Below are 16793 nucleotides of genomic sequence, written 5' to 3'. Positions count from 1 at the left end.
AAAATGCCAGCATGCCTACTGAGACCACCACCAAGCGCGGACGGCCCGGTTACGACCAGCAGTCCGTGCTCCGCATCGCCGTCGACGTCTTCAACCGCCACGGGTACGACGCAACGTCCATGGGCATCCTGGCCGAGAACCTCGGGATCTCCAAGTCAGCCATCTATCACCACGTGCCGTCCAAGGGCGATCTGCTGAAGCTCGCCCTGGACCACGCTTTGGGTGGCCTTGAAGCCATCCTGGAAGAACCTTCCGCCACGTCCGGGCCCGCCGACGCCCGGCTTGAGTTCGTGCTTCGGCAAACCATTGCCGTGCTGGTGGACAGGCTGCCGTTCGTGACCCTCCTCCTGCGCTTGCGCGGCAACACGGAGATTGAGCGCGACGCGCTGGAACGTCGGCGTGCCTTCGACCACAAGGTGGCGGAGCTCATTGCCGCTGCCCGGGAAGACGGTTCCCTGCGCCAGGACATCGATCCCCGCACCGTCACACGCCTGTTGTTCGGCACCATCAACTCGATTGTGGAGTGGTACAAGCCCGGCGGCTCGCTGTCCCCGGAGAAGCTCGCCGACGACGTTATCACCATGGCCTTCGACGGGCTGCACACGGCCGCCTGACCCTCGCTCACATCCCGCGTGCTCGAGCGGAACGATCGCTCACATCCCCATGGAAAAGACGAAACGCCTTCCCACATGCTGTGGAAAGGCGTTTCGTCGTAGTGAGCGAGGGACAAGCCCAAACCCGAGGGACGTGAAAGAGGGTTACTTCTCCACGAGGGTGAGGACGTCGTAGGTGGCCACGATTTCATCGTTCTGGTTGGTCAGGACGGCGTCCCAGGCCACCTCCCCGTACTCATCGGTCTCACGAGGCGTGATCTTCTTGGCTGTCAGCGTTACCCGAATGGAATCGCCCGCTGCAACAGGGGTGATGAAGCGCAGGTTCTCCAAGCCATAGTTGGCCAGGACGGGGCCCGGTGCGGGCTCCACAAAGAGCCCGGCGGCCCAGCTTAAGAGCAAGTACCCATGAGCCACGATGCCCGGGAAGAACGGGTTGGCTTCGGCAGCTTCCTGGTTGGTGTGCGCGTAGAAGGTATCGCCGGTGGAGTTCGCGAAAGCGGTGATGTCCTCCAGTTTGACCTCACGGAGATCCGAACGCACTGCATCGCCGATTCGCAGCGTGGACAGGTGCTTGCGGAAGGGGTGCTCGCCTTCCGTCTCCACGGTGAAGTTCCGGTCCGCGCCGGTGTGCCACAGGCCCGTAACGGCTGTCAGCATGTTGGGTGAACCCTGGATGGCTGTGCGCTGCATGTGGTGCATCACCGAGCGGATGCCGCCCAGTTCCTCGCCACCACCAGCACGTCCCGGCCCGCCGTGGACCAGGTGCGGCACCGGGGATCCGTGACCTGTTGATGAGCGGGCATCTTCACGGTTGAGCATGTGGATGCGTCCGTGGTGGGCTGCGATACCCAGCACAAGCTCCTGCGCAACAGCGGCATCGTTGGTGCAGACCGAGGCCACCAAGGAGCCGGAGCCGCGGGCGGCCAAGCGAATGGCGTCAGGAAGATCCGAGTATCCGATCACCGAGGAAACTGGCCCGAATGCCTCCAGCGAGTGCACTTCCTCTGTCTCCGCGTCAGCCCAGCTCAAGAGGACCGGGGACATGAACGCGCCGTCTTCCACCACGCCCACGGCGCCGCCAACGGAGGTGACCGACGGCGAATCCAGAGACCCGTACGCAAGCTCGCCACCGGCGTCGAGCATTGATTGAACGGCAGCGCGGACGTCCGCGAGCTGTTCCAGAGACGCCAGGGCGCCCATGGTGACGCCCTCGGCGCGGGGATCCCCAACCACCACGCGCTCATTGATGCGTGCACCGATGGCAGACGCAACGTCGGAGGTGAGCGACTGCGGGACGATGATGCGGCGGATGGCGGTGCACTTCTGGCCGGCCTTGACCGTCATCTCGGTGACCACTGACTTGATGAAAGCGTCGAATTCCGGCGTGCCGGGGACGGCATCGGGTCCGAGAATTGCCGCGTTGAGGGAGTCGGTTTCGGACGTGAAACGGACTCCGCCCTGAACCACGTTTTTGTGGCCTTTCAGCGAGTTGGCAGTGGATGCCGAGCCCGTGAAGGACACGAGGTCGCGGTAATCGAGCTCATCCAGAATTGTCCGGGCGGAACCGGAAATCAGCTGAAGCGAGCCTGCGGGAAGAATGCCTGACTCAACGATTGCCTTCACGGCCGCGGCGGCAACGTAACCCGTGGGCGTCGCCGGCTTCACGATGGTGGGGACACCGGCGAGGAACGCGGGGGCGAACTTCTCCAGCATGCCCCAGACCGGGAAGTTGAACGCGTTGATCTGAACCGCGACACCGGGAATGCGCGTGTAAATGTGCTCGGCCACGAACGATCCGTCCTTGGACAGCGTCTCCATGTGACCATCCACAACAACCTGCGAGTTGGGCAGTTCGCGTCGCCCCTTCGAGCCGAACGTGAAGAGCACGCCAATGCCGCCGTCGATGTCGATCATGTTGTCGATCTTGGTGGCGCCGCTCTGCGAGGAGGATTCGTAGAGCTCTTCGCGGCGGCCGTTGAGGTACATGGCCAGTTCTTTGAGTTTGAGCGCGCGCTGGTGGAACGTCAGCTTCCCAAGTTCCGTTTGGCCGGTGGTGCGGCCGTAATTTACGACGGCGGCAAGGTCCAGTCCGTCGGTGCTGACGTTGGCCAGGACTTCTCCGGTGCTTGCGTCACGGACCGGGACTTTCTTGGCGTCCGGCGCGGGCGTCCACCAGGCATCCTGGATATAGCTGGGCACGGTTGCAACGGCTGTGGTTTCCGGGGCGACTGCGGTAGTGGTCATCGTCGATGGGTCCTTCCAAGGCACGTGAAATCGGCACGGTCCCTGTTGACTGGAGCCAACATTACTGACCGGCCGTTCGGTAATATATACAGGGTACAGGAATGCCCGGTGGAGTACAGCAGGAATTTTTCGTGCCCGGTCCGGACACGGCGAAGGGCCGGCCTCCGTAACGGGAGACCGGCCCTTCGTTTGCCCAGTTTTGGACCAGCTGTTCGGCTAAACGGCGCCGAACTTGGCGTTGTAGCGGAACATGAATGCTGCCATTGCATCGCGGTTCACGGGTTGCAATGGCTTGAAGGACTTGCCGCCCGATTCAGACCAACCGGTGGAGATGCCCTGAGCTGCGAGCCAGGTGATCTCTTTGTAGAACTGAGCGCCGACGGGAACATCAATGAACGGCGAAGGTACCGGTGCCGCGAACTCGGGCTGCTCAGCCAATCGGTACATGAACGCAGCCATGGCATCGCGGTTCACAGGCTGCAGCGGCCGGTAGGTCCTGGACTTGTCAGCCTCTTCCCAACCGGTGGAAATGCCCTTGTCTGCAAGCCAGGTGATCTCCTTGTAGAACTTGGCGTCCGTGGGGAGGTCTGCGAACGGTGACACGGCGGGCGGCGTGAACTCAGGCTCACCCGACAACCTGTACATGAAGGCAGCCATGGCGTCACGGTTCACCGGAGTCAGCGGCTGGTAAGTCCTGGACCCATTGGCTTCCCAACCCGTGGATATACCCTTATTGGCCAACCAGAGGATCTCATTCTGGAACTGAGAGCCAAGCGGAACATCATCAAAACCCCGGGTTCCCTGAGTTGCAGTAGCGTAGCTCAGCGTGCTGAGGTCCGTGTTCTGGCCTACAAAAGAGGAAACGGACCGGGCGTTGGCCTCCGCAAGGACATTGCCGGAGAAGATCGGCGCAGTACCTTCGGGTTCAGCCGACACGAAGTAGAGTCCCGTGGTCAGGCCGGTGACCTTGAAGGTCCCGTCCGCTGCGGTGAAGGAGAAACGAGTAACCAGTGACTCATCCTTGGTGTAAACGTTGACCCGCACGCCGCTCAGCGGTGCTCCAGTGGGCCCCAGAACCTTCCCAGTCAACGTTCCGCCCTGGCGAACGGTTGCGTTGACGGTGTTCAGGGCCTGTCCGGCGGCTACCGTCACCGGCGTTGCGTTACCCGCGCCCCCGGACTCAGGGAGGTCCTTGTACAGCTGAGCCTCGTAATTGGAGATGAATCCCTTGGTCCGGTTGAACTGAACCTTATACGTGCCCGGCAGCAGGTTCTTCAGCGTGTAAGTGGTCTGCGAAGTTTCCATGACCGTGGACGCCACAACGGTGCCGTCCTGCGCAATGGCAGTGATGCTCATGCCCGGACCACTCATGGTGGGGCCTGGGGCGGGTGCGCCTGCGACAGATCCGGAAATGGTTGCCGCCGCGACAGCGGAATCCTGAACGCCGGAAAGCTGCTCCCCGGCTGCAACGGTTATGGACTGAGAAGCGCCGGCAACGGCCACACCGCCGTGCCACATGGTGGCCCACTTATCGCTGAATGACGCGAAGCGAAGCTTGTAGGTTCCGGCCTCCAAACCGCCGATGGTGAAGTTCCCCAAGTTACCGGCATTGATCCACGCCGAACCCACGAATGCATTCTTGGTGTAGTCGGGGCCCGCCTCAAGGCTGACTTGCCCGGTGAAAGCGGGCGTACCTGCTGGCACCGAGATCTTGCCAGAGACCATAGCAGCTGGCTTCAGCGTCTGATTGATGCCCGTGGTGGTGCCGCCCGCCGAAACGTTGACGAGCGTTTTTGAACCATCCTGGGAGGTTGAATAGTAGGCATCAACCACCGGCGACGGCCCGAAGCGGTACGAGAAACGTACCCAGACGTTGCCTACGGGAAGTCCGCTAACCGTAAACGTTCCATCCGAGGCCACGTCAGCCGTTTGGTAGCTTCCAACTTCTGGGCCGGCGAAAACAGTAATTTGTGTCGCGTCCACGCCCGCGGGCACGGTGACTGTCCCGGAAATGCTGCCCGTAGCTGCGGCAAACGCCGGGGATGCGATCCCGGCAGGCAAGGCACCCAAGATGAGTGCTGCTAATAGAGTGAGAGCGAGCCGCAAACGGCCGCGAGAATAACCTCTCATGGGTCCCCCATGTTTCATGCGAACGAAGGGGCCGCAAGTGGCGGCCCCTCGCGATCCTAATGGAGAAAGCTAATTATTCGAAACGCGGTCATTTTTAGTCTGGTCCCTACCCGGAAGGGGTTGGTTCCCATCGAACGGACCCAACCCCTTCCGGGTGATCGGTCAGGCTAGCTGGAGCCGAACTTTGCACTGTAGCGGAACATGAACGCCGCCATCGCGTCCCGATTCACCGCCTGCAAGGGCCGATACGTCTTGGACCCATCAGCCTCGGTCCACCCCGTAGAGATCCCCTGAGCTGCAAGCCACGTGATCTCCTTGTAGAACTCGGCGTCAACAGGAACGTCGGCAAAAGGTGACTCTGCAGGCGCAGTGAACTCGGGCTCACCAGCCAGGCGGTACATAAAAGCCGCCATCGCATCGCGGTTCACAGGCTGCAACGGCCGATAGGTCCTGGTCTTGTCAGCCTCTTGCCAGCCGGTAGAAATCCCCTTGTCGGCAAGCCACGTGATCTCTTTGTAGAACTGAGCCGTCGCCGGCAGGTCTTTGAAAGGGGAAACGTTGGGTGCCGTGAAGTCGGGTTTGCCCGATAACCGGTACATAAACGCAGCCATGGCATCACGGTTGACAGGAGTTAGCGGCTTATAAATCCTCGCCCCGTTGGATTCCCAGCCGGTGGATATCTGTTTGTCAGCCAACCACTGCATTTCATTCTCAAACTGTGCGCCGATCGGGACGTCATCAAAGCCTTGGACGCCCTGCGAAGCGGTGGCGTAGCTCAATGTTCCGACGTCGGTGTTTTGCCCTGAGAACGCGGAAACGGACCGGGCATTGACCTCTGTGAGAACATTGCCGGAGTAGATGGGACCGGGCTCACCTGCAGGTGCAGCCGACACGAAATAGAGCCCCGTGCTGAGCCCGGTCACCTTAAACGCTCCATCAGCTGCCGTTGTCCCGCGACGGACGACCAAGAGCCCATCCTTGCTATAAACCCGAACTGCCGCATCCTTCAAAGGGGTGCCATTGGCACCTAGAAGTTTGCCTGTCAGGGTTCCTCCGACGCGTCTTACTTGGTTAATATTCGAGACGGTTTGGCCCGGAGCAACAGTAATTGCGGCGGCACTTCCCAGGCCGGCACCTTCGGGCACGGCATTGTGATACTGCCCTTCCTGAGCGGTGCGGTAGCTGTCATGGGTATAGCGATTGAATTGGACCTTGTAAGTCCCGGGAAACAGCCCACTGACCGCGTATTCCTCGGGCTCGAGCAATCTGAGTGTGTTGACGTAGTTTGCGAGCGTTCCGTCAAGGTTGACCACGTCCACACTTTGATAGTTGACGTCGCCTGCCGTGAAGCCCCTGATCGTTGCCCCTTTTACGGCTGTATCCGACAGTCCACTGAGATGCTGCGCATTTCCAACAGTTACGGATGGTGATGCAGCCGGTCCGGCAACCCCGCCGTGCCACATGGACGCAAAAGTGGCCTCCTCGGAACGGAATTCAAGTTTGTAGGTCCCCGCTTCAAGCCCTCCGATGGTGTAAGACCCACCTTTGACGGCCGCGTATCCTGCCATCTTCCCAAGGTCACCGATCGGCTTTGCGAAAACGGTGCCGCCGAACGGTGCAGGGCTCGATAAGGTCCCTGAAATCAATGCGGACTTCCTCAAGACCTGATTTATGCCGGTAGTTGTTTGCCCATCAACAACCTTTACCCTTGTCGCCAAGTCTCCGTTGGGGACTCCCGGATAGTGCGTCTCAATAAAAGGTTCGGAGCCAAAAGCTTGCGTAAATGAGACAACATATTCACCCGGGGCCAGCGGACCAAGCTCGAAGTTACCCTCGCCGTCGGAGGGATATGACCAATCGCTGTCTGCTTGATAGTCGTTGTGAACCTTGGCATGTACAAAGACATTTCCGGCATTGGTACCTGCCGGCATGACCACTCTTCCCTTGATTCTGCCACCTGGGGTCATAGTGTGATTGATTCCCGTGACCGCCGCACCCTGTGCCACCGCGATCCTTGTCGCATCATCAAATTTGAAACTACCGTAGTAGGAGTTAATGACCAGATGATCGTAGGCAAAATTCACGAAGCGCAGCCGATATTCGCCTGCTCCGAGTCCTGAGACAGTAAACTGGCCGCTGGCATTCGGCCGGGCGCTCGCAGAGGTCGGGCCGCCTTCGGCATAAATGTAGACCGAAGTAACAATCACCCCCGCGGGCACCGCGACAGTTCCGGAAATGCTCCCCGCGGGCGCGGCTGAAGCCGGGGATGCGAGCCCGACGGGGAATGTACCCAAAATGAGTGCTGCTAAAAGTGTGAGTGCGATCCGAAAACGGCCGCGAGAATAACCCCTCATGGGTCCCCCATATTTATGCGAACGAAAGGGCCGCTTAATCAGCAGCCCTCCCGAGATCATAGGGCCTCAGGCACAGCACAGTCGATAGTCGAGGCTCACATGAAGCACCGGCGGCGTGGGCACCGCCGGCCCGCTAGCCGCGCCTCAGCAGCTTCCGCACCAAAAGCATGGGCTTCTTCAGGAACTCCCCCACGCTGGTCCGGACCACCACAGTCTGGTTCAACGCCTCGAGGCGCTCCAGAATATGGTCAAGTTTGGCCGCGGACTCGTCCAAGCGTCGCTGCTGCGCAACGATGAGGTCCTCCTGCTCCGAAAGCACCCGGGTCAGGTAAAGCATGGTGCCAAGTCCACCTTGGGCGGCTTGGTCGCGGAGATAATCGTCGCGGACCAATGCGTCGTACTGGGCGTGCTCCGCTACCTTCGCGAAGATGCTGTTGCTGTGGTGCCCAGCGGATTCCGGACGCTGCGACCAGAAAGCGAGAGGTTCGCCGTCGAGGAATCCTACGCGCGAATGACTCAGGACGCGGAGGTGGAATTCCCAGTCCCCCACCACCGGAAGGTTCTCGTTGTAGTAGCCCACATGGTCGTGAAGATTGCGTCGGTACAGGAAAGAGATGGGGACCGCGCGGTTGATCTTCAGCATGTCTGCCAGCGTTATCTGCCGCATGTCTGCCCAGAAGATCTCACGGCGGATGGGCTCGATCCTGTCCTCCACGAGCTGTTCGATGACAATTTCCGTCCGCACCATGACACCGCTTTCGGCAGCGTGCGCGGGGTCGTCAAGGTAGGCCACTGTGCGTGCCAGGAACTCAGGGGACCAGAAGTCGTCGTCGTCGTGAATGACCACGAACTCGCCGGAACCTGCCTTGAGGCCGGCATTCGATGCACCTTCCATGCCGGCTGACTCAGCATGGTGAAGAGTGGTGATGCGGGATCGCTCGGCTTCCGACCGCTGGGCGGTGAGGTGGTCGACGTCGGCCGGGTTCCCGCCGTCGTTGACTATCACCAGTTCGAAGTCCTGGAACGTCTGGGCAAAGATGTCGTCCAAAGCCCGTGCCAGGAAAATCGGACGGTTCTTGGTTCGGGTCACAATGGTGACGCGGGCGCCGGAAGTCATACGGGTCCATCCATTTCGGTGTTCAGTCAACTCTGCATATTAGCAGCGCTGACTACTCCAAGCTTTGTCCGGACGGCAGCCAACTCCGGCGCTGCGACGCCGTTCGCTGTGAGGAACCCGGCCGCGTCGAGCGAGGAAAGGAACGCCCGCAGACTGTTCCGCCGCTGGGTGAGCATCGCCTCAAGATCGGCGTCGGACAGGTAGGGATCGTGAGCGTGCGGCGCCCCGTGGGTTCGATGCCGCTCATTAATCCCGCGCGCCGCGAGCTCGTAACCGCGCACGATCTCCTCATCGCCGGCGCCCGCCAATCGCTGCAGCATCACCGCAATCACGCCACTGCGGTCCCTGCCCGCAGAGCAGTGCACCACCACTTTGCCCGGGGACGCCGCTATGGCTTTGAAGACCGCAGCGATCTTGTCAGCGAACAGCTCAAGGTAATCCGCATACTGGGCGGGGTCCTTGAGGTACGGGCCAAAAAGCTCGCTGAAGTCCCTATGGTCCGGATCTTCCGTTGGGCAATGCACGACGGCGATACGCGCCTTCACTTCGTCCGGCACCTGAGGATCGGTGTCGCGTTGCCGCCGCTCGCGCGAGGCGCGGAGATCGATCACGGTGCGGACGCCGTCGTCGTACATCTGCTGCCAGCCGGATTCGGTAACCCATTCGTGGCGGCCCATACGGTAAACGTCACCGGCTATACGCCACGCGTTGACGGCGCCGTCCCAGTGGACGCCTTGGTGAGCTGAAGAAGTCCCGTCCATAAGTGTCAGCTAATCACATTGGTGCCTTTTGGGCGGGACGTGAAAGAGGGTTCGCCTGAAGCACGCGGGACGTGAAAGAGGGTTCGCCTGAAGCACGCGGGAAGTGAGAGAAGGTTCGCCTGAAGCACGCGGGACGTGAAAGAGGGTCTTGCGGAGGGCGAGTGACCCATGTCATACTTTTTCTCGATGCGCATCGACGATACGTATCGACAATCCAGGGAAACTGTTCAGGAGAGAGCACAAGGAGGTCAGTGGATGCCCACCAGCAAAGACGTAGCCCAGGCCGCCGGAGTAGCTCAAAGCACAGTTTCCTACGTACTGAGTGGCAAGCGGCCGATCTCCGAGAAGACCCGCAAAAAGGTTGAAGACGCCATACAGCAGTTGACCTACCAGCCCAACGCCGGAGCCCGGGCGCTGGCCAGCCGCAAGACGCGGGTTATCGGCTTGGTTATCCCTTTCATACCGGAGCTACACATGGCCTCGATCATGGAGTTCGTCTCCGTGATCGCCAACACCGCCCGGCTCTATGATCACGACATCCTCCTGGTCACCGAGGACGAAGGTGCGCCCGGACTGAAGCGCGTGGTGGGCCAGCAGATTTGTGATGGCCTGATCCTCATGCAGGTAGAAGGGGACGATGAACGCCTTCCCGTGGTCCGAAGCCTCAACGTCCCTGTGGTGCTGATTGGAATCCCGCACGACCCCTCCGGTTTGGTCTGCATCGATGCTGATTTCGAGATGGCCGGGGAACAATGCGTCCAAGACCTCGCCGCTGCCGGGCACACTGTGATCTCCGTGATCGGCTGGCAGCCTGAAGTAGTGGAGCGCCACGTGAACTACGTTGAACGCTTCACTTCCGGCACCAGCAAGGCCGCCCGCGATGCCGGTGTGGCGGTGCTCCACCTTCCGGGCGGCACCGATCGCGACGTCATAGCCGCCTCGGTGGACAAGGCTTTAGCTGAAACTACCGGCGTTCCTGCTTTCATCGCACCGGACGGGACCGTCCAGGACGTTCTCCGCCGGGTGCTCACCAGCCGGGGCCTGACACCGGGCGTGGACGTCTCCGTCATTGGCAGCGCCTCCCCCACGCTGGCTGAACTCCAGCCGATTCCGCTCTCCACCATCGACCTCCGCCCGGCAGAAGTTTCCCGCCGGGCGGTCAAGATCATCTGCGACCTCCTCGAAGCCGAGAACCACGGACCACACGAATCCCTGGAACTGGTACCCACGGTCATTACGCACCGTTCAAGCACGCTCCGTCCACCTAACGGCAGCTAAGACCCTCCTGTAGTCACCTGCTCTACCTTCGTTTCCGAACTCATCGATACGCATCGTCGATACGCATCGATAAATCGATCCCCAGAAAAAGGAACAGACAATGAAGTCAGCACAAAAGACATCCCGTCCGCTCGCTCTGGCCGTGGCCGCCCTGGTGGGCCTGCCGTTAGCCCTCTCCGGCTGCGGTTCCTCCACAGCCGCGTCATCCTCCGAGGCTGTCACCGAGCTCTCCGTGATGGACTACTACAACAACGAGCCGGACAAGTCCTTCATTGGCGATGCGCTCACCAAGTGCGGCACCCAGCTGGGCGTGACCGTCAAACGGGAAACTGTTCCTGGAAAATCCCTCATTTCCAAAGTCCTTCAACAGTCCTCCTCCAAGACACTCCCGGACGTTCTCATGTTGGACAACCCTGACCTTCAGCAAATCGCAGCCACGGGCGCCCTGGCTCCCCTGTCCGATTTCAAGGTCAGCACGGAGAACTTCGCTGAAGGCGTGCTCAGCGCCGGCACCTATAAGGACAAGGTCTACGGGTTGGCACCCACAGTGAACACCATCGCGCTGTTCTACAACAAGGACATCTTGGCTGCTGCCGGCGTCACTCCCCCTACTACGTGGGACGAACTCAAGGCGGCTTCCGCGAAGCTCACCGCGGGAGACCAGTACGGACTCGCCTTCAACGCCAACCCCACCTACGAGGGCACCTGGCAGTTCCTTCCCGTTATGTGGTCCAACGGCGGTGATGAGAAGAACATCAACACCAAACAGACCGAGCAGGCACTGCAGCTCTGGACGGATTTAGTGAAGAGCGGTTCAGTATCATCATCCGCCCTCAACTGGACGCAGGCTGACGTCAAGGACCAGTTCCTGGCCGGCAAGGCAGCCATGATGGTCAACGGGCCCTGGCAGATCCCGGCCTTGGACAAGCAACCCACGCTTCAGTACGGCGTTGTGAAGATTCCCGTGCGTGAAGCGGGTCAGACGTCCGTGGCTCCGCTCGGCGGCGAGGTATGGACTGTCCCGCAGACCGGCAACAAGGCCCGGCAGGCAAAGGCAGCGGAGATGGTTGCCTGCATGAACAGCGACGAGAACCAGCTGGCCATGGCCACGGCCCGCAACACCATCCCCTCCAAGACCACGCTCTCGGACAAGTTCGCCAGCGACAACCCCAAGCTCGCCACATTCACCGAGCTGATCAAAACAGCCCGTGCACGTACCGGCCAGCTCGGCGAGGAATGGCCCGCCCAAGCCACCAAAATCTACACCGCAATCCAGACTTCGCTGACGGGCAACGCCTCACCCGCTGACGCGCTCAAGCAAGCCCAGGGTCAGTAGGCACCCCCGTCATGTCATTAGCAACTGATCTACCTCATTCAGAGGGGCGGGCCGCCGGCGGAGTCGTGAAGGCTCACGGCCCCGGTGCAGAAAAGCCCTCACCAAGGCGCCGCCCCCGTCAACGCCGCGAGCGCCTCTTCCAGTGGCTGTTCCTGGTTCCCGCCGTGGTCTACATGACACTGTTCTTCGGCTATCCGGTAGTCAAGAACGTGGTGATGAGTTTCCAGGAATACACCACCTCCACTTTCTTCACCGGAGAAGCCCCATGGGTAGGGTTCACAAACTACGTGACTGTATTGCAGTCGTCGTTGTTCTCGACCTCACTGCTGAACACTGTTTTGTTCACCATCGGCTCCATCATCGGGCAGTTCGTGATCGGGCTTGCGCTTGCCATCTTCTTCCAGCGCAAGTTCCCGCTCAACGGCATCCTGCGGTCCCTGCTCCTGCTTCCGTGGCTGCTCCCCTTGATCGTTTCCAGTGCCGTGTGGCGCTGGATCCTGGATAAGGACAGTGGCGCGCTGAACCGTTTCCTGGGAGACCTCGGCATCATCGATACCGGCATCCCGTGGCTCACCAGCACGTCATTGGCGCTCATTGCCGTGGTGGGCGTGAACATCTGGATCGGCATCCCGTTCAACCTGACAATCCTCTATGGCGGATTGCAGGAAATCCCGGACGAACTGTATGAGGCCGGATCGCTGGACGGCGCCACCGGCTGGAAGGCTTTCCGGCATATCACCTGGCCCATGCTGCGGCCGGTGGTGAGCGTGGTCCTGGTGCTCGGCGTGGTGTACACGCTCAAGGTGCTGGACATCATCTTGGGCCTGACCAACGGCGGGCCGGCCAACTCCACCCAAACCATTGCCACGCAGTCCTACAACCTGTCCTTCCACGAATTCAAGTTCGGTGAAGGTGCGGCACTGGGCAACGTACTGGTGGTCATCTCCCTGGTCTTCGCAGTGCTGTACCTGCGGGCCAGCCGACGTGCAGTGGACGAGTGAGGACACCATGACAACCGCACTGAAAGCACGCCCGCGCCAAGGCATCCGCCCACAGGCGACGGGACGCAAGAACTGGGGCTACACGGCACTGGCCATCTTCTTTCTGGCCATCATGCTGTTCCCGGTCTATTGGATGGTCAACGCCTCCCTGCAACCCAACGGCACCACCTTGGAAACCTCGTGGTTCCCGGTAAAGCCCGACTTCACCGGCTACGCCACTGCCATCAACGAGCAAGCCGGCAACTTGGGGAGCAGCCTTATCATCTCTCTGGGAAGCGTGGCGCTGAGCCTGGCTATCGCAGCCCCTGCGGCCTACGCGCTGGCCTACTTCAAGGTCCGCGGCGCAGGAGTGGTCCTGTTCGCAATCCTCATCAGCCAGATGATCCCGGGGATTGTGGTGGCCAACGCCTTGTACACCGCTTACAACGATCTCGGCCTGCTCAACTCCATCCCGGGCTTGATCCTGGCCGACTCGGCCCACGGCATCCCGTTCGCAATCCTCATCATCAGGGCCTTCATGAACGGCATGCCGGCCTCGGTGATCGAGGCCGCACGGGTGGACGGAGCAGGCCACGTCCGGGCGTTCTGGTCCATTGTGCTTCCGCTGAGCAGGAATTCCCTGATTACCGCGGGGCTTTTCACGTTCCTGTTCGCATGGAGTGACTTCCTCTTCGCCCTGACCCTCACCACTACCGAGGCCGTCCGGCCCGTCACCTTGGGCATCTTCCAGTACATCGGCGCCTACGTGAATGACTGGAGTTCGGTCATGGCGACGGCGGTCCTGGCCTCCATCCCGGCAATCGTCCTGCTGGTCGCGGCCCAAAAATACATCGCCGCCGGGACTACCGGCGGTGCGGTCAAGTAGACCGCTCCCATACCTTCAAAGGAGAAATCATGACTGAGAGCAAGCCCATCCGCGTCACTGTGTGGTCCGAGAACCGCCACGAGAAACGCGATGAACTGGTGGCCCGACTCTACCCGGACGGCATGCACGGCGCCGTCAAGGCGGGCATCGAGGAGAACCTGGGTGCCGGCGTCGAGGTCCGGACCGCAACCCTGGACGAACCTGAACACGGCCTCACTGAAGAAGTCCTGGCCAACACTGACGTCCTGACCTGGTGGGGGCACATGTCCCACGCAGATGTTGATGACCAGATTGTGGAGCGCGTCCACCGCCACGTCCTGGCCGGAATGGGCCTGATTGTGCTGCATTCCGGGCATTGGTCCAAGATTTTCACCAAGCTCATGGGCACCTCATGCACGCTGCGTTGGCGCTCGGAGCAGGACCGCGAACTGGTGTGGACCGTGGATCCCACACACCCCATCGCCAAGGGCATTCCGCACCCCATAGAGATCCCGCAGCAGGAAATGTACGGCGAATTCTTCGATATCCCCACGCCTGAAGAACTGGTATTCATCAGCTCCTTCAGCGGCGGCGAAGTGTTCCGGTCCGGCTGCACCTTCCGCCGCGGTCACGGCAAAATTTTCTTCTTCAGTCCCGGCGACCAGGACTACCCCGTGTATCACCACAAGGACGTCCGGCGAGTCATCGCCAACGCCGTGGAGTGGGCCGTCACCGACCGCCCGGAACGCGCCGTACCCGAACTCCTGCGGTATGAAACCGGCGACTTCTTCAACGGTAAGAGCTACCAGGGGGCCAACGCGTGAGCACATCTTTCGCTACCATTCCCGACGACGGCGCTCCCCTTCGCGTCATTGTTGTCGGCGCCGGGGGCATGGGCCGCGCATGGCTTCGGACGGTGGAGGAATCGCCGTTGGTTGAGCTGGCGGGCATCGTTGATTTGGACCTTAAGGCCGCTGTTGAAGCGGCGGCATCCTTGGGCCGACCCGACCTCGCGGTAGGTGACCGAACCGCCCGGTTGGCGTCCGACGTCGGAGCCCAAGCCGTCATCAACGTCACTGTCCCTGCCGCGCATCATCCAGTCACCACCGAAGCGCTGGCCGCTGGCCTGCCGGTCCTCGGTGAGAAACCAGTAGCTTCAACGGTGGCGCAGGGCCTCTCCTTGGCCGCCGCTGCGGAGCTCCACGGTCAGCTGTTCATGGTCAGCCAGTCACGGCGATACAACCGGCACCTGATCTCGGCCAAGCGTCTCTCTTCATCTCTGGGTTCCGTGGGCATCGTCTCGGCCGAGTTCTTCAAAGCCCCACATTTCGGCGGATTCCGAGACGCCATGGATCATCCGCTCCTGCTGGACATGGCCATCCACCAGTTCGACATGGCCCGCTTCCTCCTCGACGCCGACCCCGTCTCCGTGTTCTGCGAGGAGTACAACCCTTCCTGGAGCTGGTACCGGGGAGATGCAGGCTCCACGGCCATCTTCGAGATGACCGGCGGCGAGCGCTTCGTGTTCACCGGGAGCTGGTGCAGCCCGGGCCAGGAAACCTCATGGAATGCATCGTGGCGGATCAGCGGAGAGCACGGAACTGTCCTGTGGGACGGCGACAACGAGCCAGTCTCTTCCGTTCCTGTGTCCGGGAACGCAGCGGGTCTTGAGGATCCGGGCCAGGAAATTGCCGGATCCTTGCGGGACTTCGTGTCCGCCATCCGTACGGGAAGCACTCCGATGGGCCAGGTTCATCAGAACATCATGAGTCTGGCCATGGTGGAGGCCGCCGTCCTCAGCGCCTCCACCGGCGCACGGGTGTCCGTGGATTCGCTGCTGGAGGACTCGTACCAACAAGCCATCCTGGCCGAACGGGACCCCGCGGTGCTGGAGATCCTGAAGTCATGGACGTCCGTCCGGAGTGCATTGGCCGGTCAAAGCGTGGCGTTGTGACGGGCACTCGATCGTAGCCTTCGCTGAGGGGGCCCTTCGCTGAGGGGCCTTCGCTGAGAGTCGGGGGTGAGTTCTCGGATGTATAGCGTTCGCTTACCGCCAAGAGCTCACCCCTTAACTCGCGCTTTACCGCTTTGCGAGCTGGGTTAGCTTCACCGAGGAAAGCAAGGCCGATGCGTAGGCGCCATGTCCTGAGTCGTTCGGATGGAAATTGGCGTCAGCAAACGGCTGGGTCAAGTCGAGTACGATCCATGGATTATCCGAGTTGACGGCGTGGCCGAGGAAACGTTTGGTCACGTCGATAAAGACGGCGTTGGTCCCGCTGCTTTGGACGGCCGCCGCGATGGTTGCGTTGAGGGCGTCGATTGCTTGATTCACCAGTATTTGGTTCTGGACAGGGACCACGGGGATGCCGTTGATGAGGATGGCTCCCTGGGAAGGATCAAACAGCCGCGGATAGCCCAGGACTGCAATCACAGCATCCGGGGCTGCCAGTTGGATGCCCTGATAAGTGGTTGCCAGAGCAGTTTGGAGGGCTCCGGACTTCAAATTTTCAAGGACCCCGGTAACCGTCGCCGCACAAAGCGCCGTGTCCGGAGTAGAACACGCCTGTAACGCGAGCCCGCTTCCGGCGTCGAGCGCACCAGCTGTAATGCTCACCAAGTCTGTCCCGCTGTTGAGGGCTCCGCCGCTCAATTCGGCAATTTGCTGAGCAACAGGTTTCGACGTTCCGATCGGGCCTAGGAACGCGCCGTGGCAGGCGGCGTTCACCACGAGTGTCACGCGGGGTGATGCGTCAACGATGTCCGCGTAGCCGCCCTCACTCTGCCAGCAAGGAATTGCCGGAAGCGGGGCATAGAGTCCATCCGCGCCGGTGCCGGCCGTGGAAGAATCTCCGAGCGCCACGTAATCCACAGGTGGCGGTGGGGCGGCAGTCGCCGGACTGGCTGTGAATCCTAAGCAAAGTGCCAGGATGGCGAGTCCGCCTGCAAAGGCCGAGTGCCGCCGTCGTCCATGATGAGTTGCCATGATGTTCCCCTTCGTACCGCTTTGTGGGGCTCCGGCAATCCGCATGAAAGGACGCTGCGGCTCGCCCACCATTCGGCCGCGTACCGGGGCAATGTGTTGGCAAGATTACGCCCAGCCGGGTGCCTGCGGAA

The 16793-nt window shown here is 61.1% G+C and carries 13 protein-coding genes; 7 read left to right on the top strand and 6 right to left on the bottom strand.

Annotation, left to right across the window (positions count from 1 at the left end):
• Positions 1–11: 11 nt before the first annotated feature.
• On the top strand, positions 12–614 hold the full coding sequence (locus BACI9J_RS04090; protein ID WP_014922600.1) for a TetR/AcrR family transcriptional regulator: 603 nt from the start codon (positions 12–14) through the stop codon (positions 612–614).
• 144 nt (positions 615–758) lie between these two features.
• Here BACI9J_RS04090 and paaZ read toward each other — a convergent pair whose 3' ends face one another.
• From paaZ to BACI9J_RS04065, 5 genes are all read right to left on the bottom strand, one after another.
• A complete protein-coding gene (paaZ, locus tag BACI9J_RS04085; protein ID WP_159733287.1) occupies positions 759–2858 on the bottom strand; it encodes a phenylacetic acid degradation bifunctional protein PaaZ in 2100 nt (699 codons plus the stop codon).
• Between the two features lie 216 nt (positions 2859–3074).
• Positions 3075–4988, bottom strand: coding sequence for a carboxypeptidase regulatory-like domain-containing protein (locus BACI9J_RS04080; protein WP_159733286.1), 1914 nt, complete (start codon positions 4986–4988; stop codon positions 3075–3077).
• 167 nt (positions 4989–5155) lie between these two features.
• Positions 5156–7342 carry an S-layer homology domain-containing protein gene (locus BACI9J_RS04075; RefSeq protein WP_236558827.1) on the bottom strand — a complete coding sequence of 729 codons (2187 nt, stop codon included), beginning with the start codon at positions 7340–7342 and terminating at the stop codon, positions 5156–5158.
• Between the two features lie 133 nt (positions 7343–7475).
• A complete protein-coding gene (locus BACI9J_RS04070) occupies positions 7476–8459 on the bottom strand; it encodes a glycosyltransferase family 2 protein (RefSeq protein ID WP_159733284.1) in 984 nt (327 codons plus the stop codon).
• A gap of 26 nt (positions 8460–8485) precedes the next feature.
• Complete coding sequence (locus BACI9J_RS04065; protein WP_159733283.1) at positions 8486–9220, bottom strand: tyrosine-protein phosphatase; 735 nt, start codon at positions 9218–9220, stop codon at positions 8486–8488.
• Positions 9221–9475: 255 nt separating this feature from the next.
• Between BACI9J_RS04065 and BACI9J_RS04060 the strand changes: the two genes are divergently transcribed.
• The 6 genes from BACI9J_RS04060 to BACI9J_RS04035 all read left to right on the top strand — a co-directional run bounded on the left by BACI9J_RS04060 (position 9476) and on the right by BACI9J_RS04035 (position 15633).
• Complete coding sequence (locus BACI9J_RS04060) at positions 9476–10498, top strand: LacI family DNA-binding transcriptional regulator (protein ID WP_159733282.1); 1023 nt, start codon at positions 9476–9478, stop codon at positions 10496–10498.
• A 100-nt stretch (positions 10499–10598) separates the two neighbouring features.
• Positions 10599–11834 (top strand): sugar ABC transporter substrate-binding protein, encoded by a 1236-nt coding sequence (locus BACI9J_RS04055; RefSeq protein ID WP_159733281.1) that lies wholly within the window; start codon positions 10599–10601, stop codon positions 11832–11834.
• A gap of 11 nt (positions 11835–11845) precedes the next feature.
• Positions 11846–12835, top strand: a complete 990-nt coding sequence (locus BACI9J_RS04050) for a carbohydrate ABC transporter permease (protein ID WP_159733280.1) — start codon at positions 11846–11848, stop codon at positions 12833–12835.
• Between the two features lie 7 nt (positions 12836–12842).
• The gene (locus BACI9J_RS04045; protein WP_159733279.1) at positions 12843–13700 is read left to right on the top strand and encodes a carbohydrate ABC transporter permease; all 858 of its coding nucleotides are present in this window, start codon (positions 12843–12845) and stop codon (positions 13698–13700) included.
• Positions 13701–13729: 29 nt separating this feature from the next.
• Positions 13730–14503 (top strand): ThuA domain-containing protein, encoded by a 774-nt coding sequence (locus BACI9J_RS04040; protein WP_159733278.1) that lies wholly within the window; start codon positions 13730–13732, stop codon positions 14501–14503.
• On the top strand, positions 14500–15633 hold the full coding sequence (locus BACI9J_RS04035; RefSeq protein ID WP_159733277.1) for a Gfo/Idh/MocA family protein: 1134 nt from the start codon (positions 14500–14502) through the stop codon (positions 15631–15633). The genes BACI9J_RS04040 and BACI9J_RS04035 overlap by 4 nt, the downstream gene beginning before the upstream one ends.
• Positions 15634–15759: 126 nt before the next feature.
• Here the strand turns inward: BACI9J_RS04035 and BACI9J_RS04030 are convergent, their stop codons facing one another.
• Positions 15760–16662 (bottom strand): SGNH/GDSL hydrolase family protein, encoded by a 903-nt coding sequence (locus BACI9J_RS04030; protein WP_159733276.1) that lies wholly within the window; start codon positions 16660–16662, stop codon positions 15760–15762.
• Between the last annotated feature and the right edge of the window lie 131 nt (positions 16663–16793).

The organism is Arthrobacter sp. 9V (assembly GCF_902506065.1).
Taxonomy (GTDB): Bacteria; Actinomycetota; Actinomycetes; order Actinomycetales; family Micrococcaceae; genus Arthrobacter.
This window is presented reverse-complemented; position numbering and strand designations above follow the sequence as displayed.

What these genes read in the sequence shown, in the direction of transcription:
- BACI9J_RS04060 (WP_159733282.1), top strand. Translation starts at nt 9,476, where the DNA reads ATGCCCACCAGCAAAGACGTAGCCCAGGCCGCCGGAGTAGCTCAAAGC.
- BACI9J_RS04030 (WP_159733276.1), bottom strand. Translation starts at nt 16,662, where the DNA reads ATGGCAACTCATCATGGACGACGGCGGCACTCGGCCTTTGCAGGCGGA.
- BACI9J_RS04045 (WP_159733279.1), top strand. Translation starts at nt 12,843, where the DNA reads ATGACAACCGCACTGAAAGCACGCCCGCGCCAAGGCATCCGCCCACAG.
- BACI9J_RS04050 (WP_159733280.1), top strand. Translation starts at nt 11,846, where the DNA reads ATGTCATTAGCAACTGATCTACCTCATTCAGAGGGGCGGGCCGCCGGC.
- BACI9J_RS04065 (WP_159733283.1), bottom strand. Translation starts at nt 9,220, where the DNA reads ATGGACGGGACTTCTTCAGCTCACCAAGGCGTCCACTGGGACGGCGCC.
- BACI9J_RS04055 (WP_159733281.1), top strand. Translation starts at nt 10,599, where the DNA reads ATGAAGTCAGCACAAAAGACATCCCGTCCGCTCGCTCTGGCCGTGGCC.
- BACI9J_RS04075 (WP_236558827.1), bottom strand. Translation starts at nt 7,342, where the DNA reads ATGAGGGGTTATTCTCGCGGCCGTTTTCGGATCGCACTCACACTTTTA.
- BACI9J_RS04080 (WP_159733286.1), bottom strand. Translation starts at nt 4,988, where the DNA reads ATGAGAGGTTATTCTCGCGGCCGTTTGCGGCTCGCTCTCACTCTATTA.
- paaZ (WP_159733287.1), bottom strand. Translation starts at nt 2,858, where the DNA reads ATGACCACTACCGCAGTCGCCCCGGAAACCACAGCCGTTGCAACCGTG.
- BACI9J_RS04070 (WP_159733284.1), bottom strand. Translation starts at nt 8,459, where the DNA reads ATGACTTCCGGCGCCCGCGTCACCATTGTGACCCGAACCAAGAACCGT.
- BACI9J_RS04040 (WP_159733278.1), top strand. Translation starts at nt 13,730, where the DNA reads ATGACTGAGAGCAAGCCCATCCGCGTCACTGTGTGGTCCGAGAACCGC.
- BACI9J_RS04090 (WP_014922600.1), top strand. Translation starts at nt 12, where the DNA reads ATGCCTACTGAGACCACCACCAAGCGCGGACGGCCCGGTTACGACCAG.